12 protein-coding genes are annotated in these 14,005 nt (G+C 58.1%); all 12 read left to right on the plus strand.

Annotated elements, in window-relative coordinates:
* Position 1: 1 nt before the first annotated feature.
* The 12 genes from tsaE (at position 2) to rnr (ending at position 13,904) form a co-directional block, all read left to right on the plus strand.
* Positions 2 to 478 (plus strand): tRNA (adenosine(37)-N6)-threonylcarbamoyltransferase complex ATPase subunit type 1 TsaE, encoded by a 477-nt coding sequence (gene tsaE / locus C1N60_RS02005; protein ID WP_059012451.1) that lies wholly within the window; start codon positions 2 to 4, stop codon positions 476 to 478.
* A complete protein-coding gene (amiB, locus tag C1N60_RS02010; RefSeq protein ID WP_394521726.1) occupies positions 478 to 2,133 on the plus strand; it encodes an N-acetylmuramoyl-L-alanine amidase AmiB in 1,656 nt (551 codons plus the stop codon). Before tsaE ends, amiB begins: the two co-directional genes overlap by 1 nt.
* 42 nt (positions 2,134 to 2,175) lie before the next feature.
* Positions 2,176 to 4,035 carry a DNA mismatch repair endonuclease MutL gene (mutL, locus tag C1N60_RS02015; protein WP_394521316.1) on the plus strand — a complete coding sequence of 620 codons (1,860 nt, stop codon included), beginning with the start codon at positions 2,176 to 2,178 and terminating at the stop codon, positions 4,033 to 4,035.
* On the plus strand, positions 4,028 to 4,969 hold the full coding sequence (miaA, locus tag C1N60_RS02020) for a tRNA (adenosine(37)-N6)-dimethylallyltransferase MiaA (RefSeq protein ID WP_031280158.1): 942 nt from the start codon (positions 4,028 to 4,030) through the stop codon (positions 4,967 to 4,969). The genes mutL and miaA overlap by 8 nt, the downstream gene beginning before the upstream one ends.
* Positions 4,970 to 5,079: 110 nt before the next feature.
* The gene (gene hfq, locus C1N60_RS02025; RefSeq protein WP_010618006.1) at positions 5,080 to 5,394 is read left to right on the plus strand and encodes an RNA chaperone Hfq; all 315 of its coding nucleotides are present in this window, start codon (positions 5,080 to 5,082) and stop codon (positions 5,392 to 5,394) included.
* Between the two features lie 80 nt (positions 5,395 to 5,474).
* Positions 5,475 to 6,755 carry a ribosome rescue GTPase HflX gene (gene hflX, locus C1N60_RS02030; RefSeq protein ID WP_021509763.1) on the plus strand — a complete coding sequence of 427 codons (1,281 nt, stop codon included), beginning with the start codon at positions 5,475 to 5,477 and terminating at the stop codon, positions 6,753 to 6,755.
* A 79-nt stretch (positions 6,756 to 6,834) separates the two neighbouring features.
* Entirely contained in the window at positions 6,835 to 8,070 is a 1,236-nt protein-coding gene (gene hflK, locus C1N60_RS02035; RefSeq protein ID WP_021509762.1) for an FtsH protease activity modulator HflK, read from the plus strand.
* A 3-nt stretch (positions 8,071 to 8,073) separates the two neighbouring features.
* Positions 8,074 to 9,078 carry a protease modulator HflC gene (gene hflC, locus C1N60_RS02040; protein ID WP_021509761.1) on the plus strand — a complete coding sequence of 335 codons (1,005 nt, stop codon included), beginning with the start codon at positions 8,074 to 8,076 and terminating at the stop codon, positions 9,076 to 9,078.
* Positions 9,079 to 9,135: 57 nt separating this feature from the next.
* Entirely contained in the window at positions 9,136 to 9,336 is a 201-nt protein-coding gene (locus C1N60_RS02045) for a DUF2065 domain-containing protein (protein ID WP_031280157.1), read from the plus strand.
* Positions 9,337 to 9,511: 175 nt separating this feature from the next.
* Positions 9,512 to 10,810, plus strand: coding sequence for an adenylosuccinate synthase (locus C1N60_RS02050; protein WP_058759868.1), 1,299 nt, complete (start codon positions 9,512 to 9,514; stop codon positions 10,808 to 10,810).
* Positions 10,811 to 11,005: 195 nt separating this feature from the next.
* Complete coding sequence (gene nsrR / locus C1N60_RS02055; protein ID WP_150360360.1) at positions 11,006 to 11,449, plus strand: nitric oxide-sensing transcriptional repressor NsrR; 444 nt, start codon at positions 11,006 to 11,008, stop codon at positions 11,447 to 11,449.
* A gap of 16 nt (positions 11,450 to 11,465) precedes the next feature.
* Complete coding sequence (rnr, locus tag C1N60_RS02060) at positions 11,466 to 13,904, plus strand: ribonuclease R (RefSeq protein ID WP_021509757.1); 2,439 nt, start codon at positions 11,466 to 11,468, stop codon at positions 13,902 to 13,904.
* Positions 13,905 to 14,005: the final 101 nt, after the last annotated feature.

Here is a 14,005-nt window from a genome sequence, read left to right on the forward strand (position 1 = left end):
CATGAAGACCTGTGTTATTCCTTTGCCCGATGAGGCGGCAACCCTGAATCTGGGTGCGCAACTGGCCCGCGTTTGCAGCAGCGCGGTGGTGATCTATCTGTATGGCGATCTGGGTGCCGGTAAAACCACCTTCAGCCGCGGCTTTTTGCAGGCGCTTGGCCATCAGGGCAACGTCAAAAGTCCAACCTATACGCTGGTTGAGCCCTATCAGCTGGGCGACCGCAGTCTGTACCATTTCGATCTCTATCGCCTCGCCGACCCGGAAGAGCTGGAGTTTATGGGCATCCGTGACTACTTCAGCGGCGACGCGCTGTGCCTGGTTGAGTGGCCGCAGCAGGGCGCGGGTGTGCTGCCAGAGCCGGATCTGGCACTGACGCTAAGCTACGTTGCCAGCGCGCGCGCAGCGGAAATCAGCGCGCATTCGCCGCTGGGCGATACGCTGCTGCAGCAGTTTCAGCAGGGCAGGGAACCGGCATGATGTCACGCGTTACCGGGATGATGCTCGCCCTGCTGTGTCTGTTCTCCTCGTCGGCGCTGGCCGCGACACTATCGGATATCAAAGTCGATAACGGCGACAGCCAGGCGACGGTGACCCTGAGCTTCAACGGCCAGCCGGTGTATGGCTTCTTTCCGCTGCACAACCCGAACCGGGTGGTGCTGGATATTCGCCAGAGCGGCAATATTCAGGGGCTGCCGCTCAACTTTAGCGGCGAAAACATCGTTAAACGGATTCGTAATAGCCAGCCGAAGGATAAGCAAAGCATCCGGCTGGTGTTTGAGCTGACCCAGGCGGCGAAAACGCGCGCCAGTACGCAGCGCGACGGCAATCAGTACCGCGTGGTCTTCACCATCAGCGGCACCCAGCCGGCCAGACGCACCACCGCGGCGGCACCGGTGACGCGTGCGCGCCAGAGCGACAGCGCCACAACCAGCCAGGGCAATCCGTTCAACGCCAATCCGGTGACGGCGGTGACCAGCAGCAACACCACGGTACGTCCGGGCGGTGCTGTCAGCCGTAATGATGCGGTGATCGTGGCGATTGATGCCGGACACGGCGGTCAGGATCCTGGCGCGTCGGGCCAGCACGGCTTACATGAAAAGAATGTCACCATCGCCATCGCGCGGAAGCTCAAGGCGCTGATGGATCAGGACCCGATGTTTAAACCGGTGCTGACGCGTAACGGCGACTACTTTATTTCGGTGATGGGCCGTTCCGAGGTGGCGCGTAAAGAGAACGCTAACCTGCTGGTATCGATTCACGCCGACGCCGCACCGAATCACTCTGCTACCGGGGCTTCGGTTTGGGTGCTGTCCAACCGTCGCGCCAACAGCGAAATGGCTAATTGGCTGGAGCAGAAAGAGAAACAGTCTGAGCTGCTGGGCGGCGCGGGCGATCTGCTGGCGAACAGCCAGGCCGATCCCTACCTGAGCCAGGCGGTGCTGGATCTGCAGTTTGGCCATTCACAGCGCGTCGGCTATGACGTGGCGGTTAAAGTGCTGCAGCAGCTGCGCGGCGTAACGCCGTTGCACAAACGTCTGCCGGAACATGCCAGCCTCGGCGTGCTGCGTTCGCCGGACATCCCTTCTTTACTGGTTGAAACCGGCTTTATCAGTAACGCCGGGGAGGAGCGGCTGCTAGGCAGCAGCGCGTATCAGGAAAAGATTGCCCAGTCGATTTACAAAGGACTGCGTAACTATTTCCTCGCGCATCCGCTGCAATCGGTCCCAAAGGAGGAAAACCGGCCGCTGGATCGCGCACCAGCGGTTAGCGTCGCCAGCAACCCGGCGACCGGCACCGTGCAGTACACCGGTGCTACCCAGCGTCATACCGTGACGCGCGGCGAGACGCTGTCCGGCATCGCCGCGCGATACAGGGTCAGCATGGCGACGCTGCGCGAGCTGAATAACCTGAAGCGCGATGTGGTGTGGGTCGGCCAGCGGCTGAAAGTGCCGGCCGGTTCCGTCGTCAGCAGCGCGGCCAGCCGTCCGGCGCGGCACAAAGTGGTGCGCGGTGATTCGCTGACGGCGATTGCCGCGAAGTACGGCGTCAGCCCGAAAGCCATCATGCAGGCGAATAACATGAAGTCGAGCAACGTGATGCTGGGGCAAAATTTAAAGATTCCACAATCCTGATGAGGGGCTGCGCGCAGCCCATACCTGATAAGGATCACCACCATGCCAATACAGATTTTACCGCCTCAGCTGGCGAACCAGATTGCCGCTGGCGAAGTGGTTGAGCGCCCGGCCTCGGTCGTAAAAGAGCTGGTGGAAAACAGCCTTGATGCCGGAGCGACACGCATTGAGGTCGATATTGAGAAAGGCGGTGCAAAGCTGATCCGCATCCGCGACAACGGCTGCGGCATTGCCAGAGATGAACTGGCGATGGCGCTGGCCCGCCACGCCACCAGCAAAATTGCCTCGCTGGATGATCTGGAGGCGATTGTCAGCCTCGGCTTTCGCGGCGAAGCGCTGGCGAGTATCAGCTCGGTGTCGCGCCTGACGCTGACGTCGCGCACCGCCGATCAGCAGGAAGCCTGGCAGGCCTATGCCGAAGGGCGCGATATGGCGGTGACGGTCAAACCCGCCGCCCACCCGGTGGGAACCTCGCTGGAAGTGCTCGATCTGTTCTACAACACGCCTGCCCGCCGTAAATTCATGCGCACCGAAAAGACCGAGTTCACCCATATTGATGAGGTGATTCGCCGCATTGCGCTGGCGCGTTTCGACGTTGCCATTTCGCTGACGCACAACGGCAAGCTGGTGCGTCAGTATCGCGGCGTGACGCAGGAGGCGCAGCGCGAGCGGCGTCTTGGCGCCATCTGCGGGACACCTTTCATGCAGCACGCGCTGCGCATTGACTGGCAGCACGACGATCTGGCGCTGCGCGGCTGGGTGGCCGATCCGGCGGGGTCGCGTCAGGTTACCGACCTGCAATACTGCTACGTTAACGGTCGCATGATGCGCGACAAGCTGATTAATCACGCCATCCGCCAGGCCTATCAAACCCAGCTCGGTGAGGATCAGCAGCCAGCCTATGTGCTGTATCTGGAGATTGACCCGCACCAGGTGGATGTCAACGTGCATCCCGCCAAGCACGAGGTGCGTTTTCATCAGTCGCGGCTGGTACATGACTTTATCTGGCAGGGTGTGATGAGCGTGCTGCAGGCCAGTCGCAGCGCCGAATTGCCGCTGGCCCATGCCGAAGAGCCGCCGCCGCAGTGGCAGCCGGAAAACCGCCAGGCCGCCGGGACAAATCACTTTGCTCAGCCGGCAACCGGCGCGCGCAGCGGTGGCAGTGCGGCATCCGGCGGCACGGGCGGCCAGTGGCAGCCGAAAGAGCCGGGCTATCGCGCGCGTGAAGGGGCGGTTTATCAGCAGCTGATAAAAACACCGGCGGCGGAGACGCCACGCGTACCGGCCGCTGAACCCGCGCCCGCGCCACGCCCGGCACCCGCGCGTGAAGCGCCGCTGGCCGCCCATATGCAAAGTTTTGGCCGGGTGCTCAGCGTGGTGCGCGAGCGCTATGCGCTGCTGGAGCGCGGGGAGACCTTGCAGCTGCTGTCATTAAGCGTAGCGGCGCGCTGGCTCAAACAGGCCCAGCTGCAACCCGGCGATGAGGGGCTCAAACCGCAGCCGCTGCTGATCCCGGTACGGCTGAAAATCGCTCACGAAGAGTTAAGCGTGATTGCTGCCCAGGCGGCGCTGTTAAGCCAGATGGGCATTGATTTACAACGGGAAGGACAGCATGTGACGCTGCGCGCTGTCCCTTTACCGTTACGAACACAAAATTTACAAATCTTGATTCCAGACCTGTTAGGCTATCTCGCCCGGCAGCAAGAGGTTTCTGCTTCCGCACTGGCCCAGTGGCTGGCGCGACGCGACGATGCGGCAGGACCTCACTGGAATCACTCGCAGGCGATCACGCTGCTGGCAGAGCTCGAACGGCTCTGCCCGCATCTGCTGAAATCGCCGCCTTCAGGTCTGTTACAGACCCTTGAGATTGAGAGCGCGCTAAACGCGTTGAAGCATGAGTGAACTGAACCAGGCTAGCCGGCCAAAGGCAATTTTTTTGATGGGACCGACCGCCTCCGGTAAGACGGCATTAGCCATTGCGCTGCGTCAGCAACTTCCGGTGGAACTTATTAGCGTTGACTCTGCCTTAATCTATCGCGGGATGGATATTGGCACGGCGAAACCGTCGGCACAGGAGTTGGCGCAGGCACCCCATCGCTTGCTGGACATTCGCGACCCGGCGGAGAGCTATTCCGCTGCTGAGTTTCGTCGCGATGCGCTGGCAGAAATGGCGGAGATTACCCAAAAAGGTAAGATTCCGCTGCTTGTTGGTGGAACCATGCTTTACTTCAAAGCGTTGCTGGAAGGATTGTCGCCGCTGCCCTCGGCCGATCCGGAAGTGCGTCAGCGAATAGAGCAAATGGCGGCGGAAAAAGGCTGGGAAGCCCTGCACCGCCAGCTGTGTGAAATCGATCCGGTCGCCGGTAGTCGTATTCATCCGAATGATCCGCAGAGACTTTCGCGAGCACTGGAAGTTTTTTTTATTTCGGGTAAAACTTTAACGGAACTGACAAAAACGGCCGGTGAAGCGTTACCCTACGATGTGTACCAGTTTGCTATCGCTCCGGCGAGCCGCGAACTGTTACACCAGCGCATCGCGTTGCGTTACGACCAGATGTTAGCGTCAGGTTTTGAAGCGGAGGCTCGGGCACTGTTTGCACGAGGTGATTTGCATACGGACATGCCTTCCATTCGCTGTGTTGGTTACCGTCAGATGTGGTCTTATCTGTCTGGCGAAATCGATTACGACGAAATGGTTTATCGGGGAATTTGCGCCACCCGGCAGCTCGCTAAACGCCAGATGACCTGGTTACGTGGCTGGCCCGACGTCCACTGGTTAGACAGTGACGCGCCAGAATTAGCGCGTAATGCGGTGCTTCAGGTTGTTAGTGCGTAGCAGGGATGATTGTGTACAATTGGTCCGTTATCGTGCGCAAATTTTTACGCAGTTTTTCTGAACCACGGTTCACAAAGTAACAAACAACAAGCATATAAGGAAAAGATAGAATGGCTAAGGGGCAATCATTACAAGACCCGTTTTTGAACGCATTGCGTCGTGAACGTGTACCGGTTTCGATCTATTTGGTGAATGGTATTAAGCTGCAGGGACAAATTGAATCCTTTGATCAGTTCGTCATTCTGTTGAAAAACACGGTAAGCCAGATGGTGTATAAGCACGCCATCTCTACAGTGGTTCCTTCTCGTCCGGTTTCGCACCATAGCAACAACGCGGGCGGCAGCGGTGGCAGTAACTACCACCATGGCGGAAGCAACCAGGGCGCTCAGTCGCAGCCACAACAAGACGGCGATAACGCAGAGTAATTCTGCACGGCCGTAAAGCCAGGGCTGGGGAGCGAGTGCGTTTTCCCGTCCTGGTTATTTTATTTTAGCGAGGTTATAGCTTGTTTGACCGTTATGATGCCGGTGAGCAGGCCGTACTGGTACACATCTGGTTCTCCCAAGACAAAGAGCTGGAAGATTTGCAGGAGTTTGAAACTCTTGTCTCTTCTGCGGGCGTCGATGCGCTGCAAGTGATTACCGGCAGCCGTAAAGCGCCACATCCCAAATATTTTGTCGGTGAAGGAAAGGCAGTTGAAATTGCCGATGCGGTGAAAGCGAGTGGAGCATCGGTCGTTTTATTCGATCATGCCTTATCCCCTGCTCAGGAACGTAATCTTGAGCGGCTGTGCGAATGTCGCGTAATCGATCGCACCGGCTTAATTCTCGATATTTTTGCCCAGCGCGCCCGCACCCATGAAGGGAAATTGCAGGTCGAGCTGGCACAGTTACGCCATCTTGCCACCCGTCTGGTGCGCGGATGGACTCACCTTGAGCGGCAGAAAGGCGGTATCGGGCTGCGTGGACCGGGTGAAACCCAGCTGGAAACCGACCGTCGCTTACTGCGCGGCCGCATCAGCCAGATTCTGTCCCGCCTTGAACGCGTGGAAAAACAGCGTGAGCAGGGACGTCAGGCGCGTGCGAAAGCCGATGTGCCGACCGTCTCCCTGGTGGGCTACACCAACGCCGGCAAATCCACCCTGTTCAACGCCATCACTTCAGCCAACGTATATGCTGCCGACCAGCTGTTCGCCACGCTGGACCCGACGCTGCGCCGCCTGAATGTGGCCGATGTCGGCGAAGTGGTGCTGGCGGATACGGTAGGCTTTATCCGTCACCTGCCGCATGACTTAGTGGCGGCGTTTAAAGCCACCCTGCAGGAAACCCGTCAGGCGTCGCTGCTGCTGCACGTGATTGACGCCGCGGATTTGCGCGTCAATGACAACATCGACGCCGTAAACGAAGTGCTGGCAGAGATTGAAGCCGATGAGATTCCGGTGCTGCTGGTGATGAACAAGATCGATATGCTGGATGGCTTTGAGCCGCGTATCGATCGCGACGAAGAGAACCGGCCGACGCGCGTATGGCTGTCGGCGCAGAGCGGTGCCGGTTTGCCGCTGCTGTGGCAGGCGCTGTCCGAGCGCTTAGCCGGTGAAGTGGCGCAGTATGATTTACGTCTGCCGCCGGAAGCGGGCCGCCTGCGCAGCCGCTTCTATCAGCTGCAGGCGATTGAAAAAGAGTGGAATGAAGAAGATGGCTGCGTAGGTTTGCAGGTGCGAATGCCGATTGTTGACTGGCGCCGCTTGTGCAAGCAGGAACCGCAGCTCGCCAGTTATATTGTTTGACCGTTGCCCAACTCATTTACCCCAAGACGTGCCCGGCACGTGGCAGGGTAAACTTATATACAATAAATGGAGTAGAGACATGGCGTGGAATCAGCCCGGAAATAACGGACAGGACCGCGACCCGTGGGGAAGCAGCAATAACCAAGGCGGCAACTCTGGGGGAAATAAAGGAGGTCGCGATCAGGGACCTCCTGATCTGGATGATATCTTCCGTAAGCTGAGTAAAAAACTCGGCGGACTGGGCGGTGGCAAACAGAGCGATAACGGCCAGCGCAGCGGCGGCAGCGGTGGCAAACTGGTTGGCATTGTCGCCGTGGCGGCAGTGGTCATCTGGGCAGCCAGTGGTTTCTACACCATTAAAGAAGCGGAACGCGGGGTCGTGACGCGTTTCGGCAAATTCAGCCATCTGGTTGAGCCTGGCCTCAACTGGAAACCGACCTTTATCGATCAGGTGCGGGCCGTCAACGTCGAAGCGGTGCGTGAGCTGGCGGCATCTGGCGTGATGCTGACTTCGGACGAGAACGTGGTGCGCGTGGAGATGAACGTGCAGTACCGCGTGACCGATCCGGAGCGCTACCTGTATGCGGTGACCAGTGCCGATGACAGCCTGCGTCAGGCTACTGACAGCGCGCTGCGCGGCGTGATTGGCCGCTCGACCATGGACCGTATCCTCACCGAAGGCCGTACCGTCGTGCGTAGCGATACCCAGCGTGAAATCGACGAAACCATTCGTCCTTACAACATGGGTATTACGCTGCTTGACGTCAACTTCCAGGCGGCGCGTCCACCGGAAGAGGTCAAAGCCGCGTTTGACGATGCGATTGCCGCCCGCGAAAACCGCGAGCAGTACGTGCGTGAAGCTGAAGCGTACGCCAACGAAGTGCAGCCGCGTGCTAACGGCCAGGCGCAGCGTATTCTTGAAGAGGCGCGCGCCTACAAAGAGCGGACTGTGCTGGAAGCGCAGGGTGAAGTGGCGCGGTTCGCGCGTCTGCTGCCGGAGTACAAAGCCGCACCGCAGATCACCAAAGAACGTCTCTACATTGAAAGCATGGAGCGCGTGCTCAGCCATACCCGCAAAGTGCTGGTTAACGACCGTGGCAACAGCCTGATGGTGCTGCCGCTGGATCAGCTGATGCGTGGCGGCCAGGCAGGCGGCCAGAGCGGTCAGAACAATGCCAATCTGATGAAGTTACCGTCGTCACCGGGCAGCAATGCCGGCCGCGGCGACACTTCATCCTACAGTCCGGACAGCATCATGGATCAGCGTCGCGCCAATGCGCTGCGTAACGATACCCAGCGCGAAGGGAGGGAGTAATCGATGCGTAAGCCAATCATCGCCGTAATTATTGTTGTTCTGGTGGTGCTGTACGCCTCACTGTTCGTGGTGCAGGAAGGCCAGCGCGGTATCGTGCTGCGCTTTGGTAAAGTGCTGCGTGATGATGAGAACAAGCCGCAGGTGTACGCACCGGGCCTGCACTTCAAGATTCCATTTATTGAAACCGTGAAGTCGCTGGATGCGCGCATCCAGACCATGGATAACCAGGCCGATCGTTTCGTCACCAAAGAGAAGAAAGACCTGATTGTTGACTCTTACATCAAGTGGCGCATCAGCGATTTCAGCCGTTACTACCTCGCGACTGGCGGTGGCGATGTATCTCAGGCGGAAGTACTGCTGAAACGTAAGTTCAGCGACCGTCTGCGTTCAGAAATGGGCCGTCTTGATGTGAAAGATATCGTCACCGACTCGCGTGGCCGTCTGACTACCGACGTACGCGATGCGCTGAACACCGGCAGTGCCGGCAATGACGACGAAGTGCAGACGCCAGCCGCTGACGATGCGATTGCCAGCGCGGCTGCCCGCGTTGAGCGCGAGACCAACAGCAATGAGCCAGCGCCAAACCCGAACAGTATGGCGGCGCTGGGTATTCAGGTGGTCGACGTGCGCATCAAGCAGATCAACCTGCCGACCGAAGTGTCGGACGCGATCTACAACCGTATGCGCGCCGAGCGTGAAGCGGTAGCACGTAGCCAGCGCTCACAGGGTCAGGAAGAGGCGGAAAAACTGCGCGCCCAGGCCGATTATCAGGTAACCCGTACGCTGGCAGAAGCGCAGCGTCAGGCGCTGATCAGCCGTGGTGAAGGGGATGGTGAAGCGGCCAAGCTGTTCGCCGACGCCTTCAGCCAGGATCCTGATTTCTACGCCTTTATCCGCAGCCTGCGTGCCTATGAGAACAGCTTCGCGGACAATCAGGACGTGATGGTGCTGAGCCCGGATAGCGATTTCTTCCGCTATATGAAGGCGCCAACTAACGTCTCGCGTTAATAACTGTTATAACCTTGAGGCCGACACTGATGTCGGCCTTTTTTTTGGGAAAACAGAATGAACACAACCGTCTGGATGGCGCTGGCTTTGGTGCTGGTGCTGGAGGGATTAGGACCGATGCTGCTGCCGCGCCTGTGGCGTCGCATGATTCTGGCGATGACGCAGTTACCGGACCGTATACTGCACCGTTTTGGCGGCGGGCTGGTGGTGGCGGGCGTGGTGATTTACGCCATGCTGAGCACGCACGCGAATGGCTGAGCAAAAATCTGCGCGCTGCCGCACGGCTAAATTGTGTCTGCTGCAGAGCATTGCCCCCAACATGTTGTAGTGATCAAAACTCAGGCAAAAAACAGCGCAATCGTATGCTAAAAGTGCTGAAAGAGTGAAAATCCGATGGTAGAATCCATTTTTAAGCAATCGGTGATTTTAGAAAATGGGTAAGAACGTCGTCGTACTGGGCACCCAATGGGGTGATGAAGGTAAAGGTAAGATCGTAGACCTTCTGACTGAACGCGCGAAATATGTTGTGCGTTACCAGGGTGGCCACAATGCAGGCCATACACTTGTCATCAACGGTGAGAAAACCGTCCTCCACTTAATTCCCTCTGGCATCCTGCGTGAAAACGTCACCAGCATCATTGGTAATGGTGTTGTGCTGTCGCCTGAAGCCCTGATGAAAGAGATGAACGGTCTGGAAGCGCGCGGTGTGCCGGTACGTGAACGTCTGCTGATCTCTGAAGCTTGTCCGCTGATTCTGCAATACCATGTGGCGATGGACCTGGCGCGTGAAAAAGCGCGCGGTGCCAAAGCTATCGGTACCACCGGTCGTGGTATCGGCCCAGCCTACGAAGATAAAGTTGCCCGTCGCGGTCTGCGCGTCAGCGACCTGTTCAACAAAGAAACCTTCGCCGTGAAGCTGAAAGAGATCGTTGATTTCTACAACTTCCAGCTGGTGAATTACTACAAAGAAGATGCAGTAGACTACGATAAAGTGCTGAGCGATGTACTGGCGGTGGCCGACATCCTGACCGGCATGGTCGTCGACGTGTCTGAACTGCTGGACGGCGCGCGTAAGCGTGGCGACCTGATCATGTTCGAAGGCGCGCAGGGTACGCTGCTGGATATCGACCACGGTACCTATCCGTACGTGACGTCGTCCAACACCACTGCTGGTGGCGTGGCGACCGGTTCAGGTATCGGTCCACGCTACGTGGATTACGTGCTGGGCATCGTCAAAGCTTACTCGACCCGCGTTGGTGCCGGTCCATTCCCGACCGAACTGTTTGATGAAACCGGCGAGTTCCTGTGTGAGAAAGGTAACGAGTTCGGTGCCACCACCGGCCGTCGTCGTCGTACCGGCTGGCTGGATGCGGTTGCAGTGCGCCGCGCGGTGCAGATCAACTCCCTGTCCGGCTTCTGCATGACCAAACTGGACGTGCTGGATGGCCTGAAAGAGGTGAAAATCTGCGTCGGTTACCGTATGCCGGATGGCCGCGAGATGACCACCACGCCGCTGGCCGCTGAAGGCTGGGAAGGCATCGAGCCGATTTATGAAACTCTGCCGGGCTGGAGTGAAAACACCTTTGGTGTTAAAACACTGGAAGGCCTGCCGCAGGCAGCACGTGATTACATCAAACGTGTTGAAGAAGTGACTGGCGTGCCGATTGATATTATTTCAACCGGTCCCGACCGTAGTGAGACCATGATTCTGCGCGATCCGTTCGACGCTTAATCACGTTTTGCAGGCCGGACACTGTCCGGCCTTCGTTTATCTGCTCTTTGACTCCGCTCACTTCATTTTTTCCTGCTGGTTTCGGGTGTTGCAGGAAAAAAGCGCTCCGGGTTTTCCACACTGGTTTATCATCAATGTTAATCGAAGCGCTCACGGGCGTTATAACAACAATATCGATGATTCACTGAGGTACATGTGCAGCTAACAAGTTTTACCGATTTCGGTCTGCGCGCCCTGATTTACATGGCGACATTGCCGCAAGGTCAGCAGACCAACATTACCGAAGTCACCGATACCTACGGGGTATCGCGTAACCATATGGTTAAGATCATCAATCAACTGAGCCGGGCAGGCTTTGTTGCCGCGACACGCGGTAAAAACGGCGGAATTCGTTTAGGCATGGACCCGGATAAAATCGTCATTGGCGATGTCGTGAGAAAAATGGAGCCTTTGCAGCTGGTAAACTGTAAAGAGTGTGCGATAAATCCCGCCTGTCGCCTGCGTAGTGCGCTGAATAATGCGGTCCAGCTATTCCTGCAGGAACTGGATAAATATACGCTCGCCGACCTGGTGCAAAACAACGATTCGCTTTACCACATCTTATTGTCCGAACCGCCGGTGGCAATTCCACATAAATGACATCGGAGGAACCGTAATGTCAAAAGATCCCTTTCAGGATAGAGAAGCTGAAAAGTACGAAAATCCTATTCCCAGTCGGGAATTTATCCTCGCGCTATTAGAAAAGCGTGAAAAGCCGGCGAGTCGCGAAGAGATCGCCGAAGAGTTAAACATCACCAGCGAAGATCAGCTTGAAGCGCTGCGTCGCCGCCTGCGCGCCATGGAGCGTGACGGCCAGCTGGTGTTCACCCGTCGCCAGTGCTACGCCCTGCCGGAGCGTCTGGATTTACTGCGCGGCAAAGTGATTGGCCATCGCGATGGCTACGGCTTCCTGCGCGTTGATGGTCAGAAAGATGACTTCTACCTCTCGGCGGAGCAGATGAAGTTCTGCCTGCACGGTGATGTCATCCTCGCCCAGCCGGGCGGCTCCGACCGCAAAGGGCGGCGTGAAGCGCGCGTGGTACGCGTGCTGGAACCGCGCAACAGCCAGATTGTTGGCCGCTACTTCACCGATGCCGGCACCGGCTTCGTGGTACCGGACGACAGCCGTCTGAGTTTTGACATTCTGATCCCGGCGGAAGAGACGCTGAATGCGCGCATGGGATCGGTGGTCGTGGTGGAAATCGTGCAGCGCGCGACGCGCCGCAGCAAAGCCATTGGCAAAATTACTGAAATTCTCGGCGACAACATGGGCACCGGTCTGGCCGTGGATATGGCGCTGCGCACCCATGAAATTCCCCACTCATGGCCGGAAGAAGTCGAGAAAGAGATTTCCAGACTGAAAGAGCAGGTACCGGAATCGGCGAAAAAAGGCCGCGTCGACCTGCGTGAACTGCCGCTGGTGACCATCGACGGTGAAGACGCGCGTGACTTCGATGACGCCGTTTACTGCGAGAAAAAACGCGGCGGCGGCTGGCGCCTGTGGGTGGCGATTGCCGACGTCAGCTATTACGTGCGTCCCGGCACCGCGCTGGATAACGAAGCGCAGCAGCGCGGCACCTCGGTCTACTTCCCGTCGCAGGTGATACCGATGCTGCCGGAGATCCTCTCGAACGGCCTGTGCTCACTCAATCCACAGGTGGATCGCCTGTGCATGGTGTGCGAGATGACCATCTCGGCCAGCGGTAAACTCACCGGCTTCAAACATTACGAAGCGGTGATGAACTCACATGCGCGTCTGACCTACAACAAAGTGTGGAGCATTCTGCAGGGCAACCCGGAGCTGCGTGAACAGTATGCGGCGCAGGTGAAGCACCTCGAAGAGCTGCACCGTATGTATGAGGTGCTGGAAACCGCCCGCGAACAGCGCGGTGGCATCTCGTTTGAAACCGACGAAGCCAAATTCATCTTCAACGCTGAGCGCCGCATTGAGCGCGTGGAGCGCACCGTACGTAACGATGCGCACAAGCTGATTGAAGAGTGCATGATTCTGGCCAACATCGCCTCCGCGCGTTTCGTTGAGAAACATCAGGAGCCGGCGCTGTTCCGCGATCACGATCGCCCGAGCGAAGACAGCATCACCAGCTTCCGTACCGTGCTGGGCGAGCTGGGCCTCAGCCTGCCGGGTGGGTCGAAACCGCAGCCGATCGATTATGCCGATCTGCTGACGCAGATTGCCGACCGTCCGGATGCTGAAATGCTGCAAACCATGCTGCTGCGTTCGATGAAGCAGGCGGTGTACGATCCGGAAAACCGCGGTCACTTTGGCCTGGCGCTGGCGTCGTATGCGCACTTTACCTCGCCGATCCGTCGCTATCCGGATCTGCTGCTGCACCGTGCCATCAAGTACCTGCTGGCTAAAGAGCAGGGCACGGTAAAAGGCAACACCACGCCAACCGGTGGTTATCACTACGATATGCAGCAGATGCTGCAGCTGGGTCAGCACTGTTCGATGACCGAACGCCGTGCCGATGAAGCGACGCGCGATGTGGCCGACTGGCTGAAGTGCGACTTTATGCAGGATCAGGTGGGTAACGTATTCAACGGCGTGATCTCCAGCGTGACCGGCTTTGGCTTCTTTGTTCGTCTCAACGATCTGTTCATTGATGGCCTGGTGCACGTCTCCACGCTGGACAATGATTACTACCGCTTCGATCCGGTGGGCCAGCGTCTGATTGGCGAATCCGGCGGTCGCACTTACCGTCTGGGTGATGCGGTGGAAGTGCGCGTTGACGCGGTGCACATGGATGAGCGCAAGATCGATTTCGCGCTGATCTCCAGCAAACGCGTACCGCGCGGTGAAGGGAAAACCGCGCGCGAGCGTGAGAAGCGTGGCGGCAAGCCACCGGCGAAGCGGCGCCGCGATGCGGGTCGCAAGGGCAACTTTGAGCCGGACGCCGCTTTCCGCGGTGAGAAGCAGCCGGCTGCGGCGAATAAAAGCGAGAAAAAAAGCAAAAAAGTCTCCGAAAAAACCCGTAAAATCGCCGCCGCAACCAAGGCGAAGCGCGCAGTGAAGAAGAAGGCCAGCGAAGCCTGATGGCCTCTTCACCCGCCAGCGGCCAGGTGCGTCAGCGCTGACGCACCTTGCTCAACCTGTTTCGCAGGCTGCGCCCCAACGCGCAGCCTGATTAATGTTCT

The sequence above is a fragment of the Pantoea sp. SGAir0184 genome, assembly GCF_043544755.1.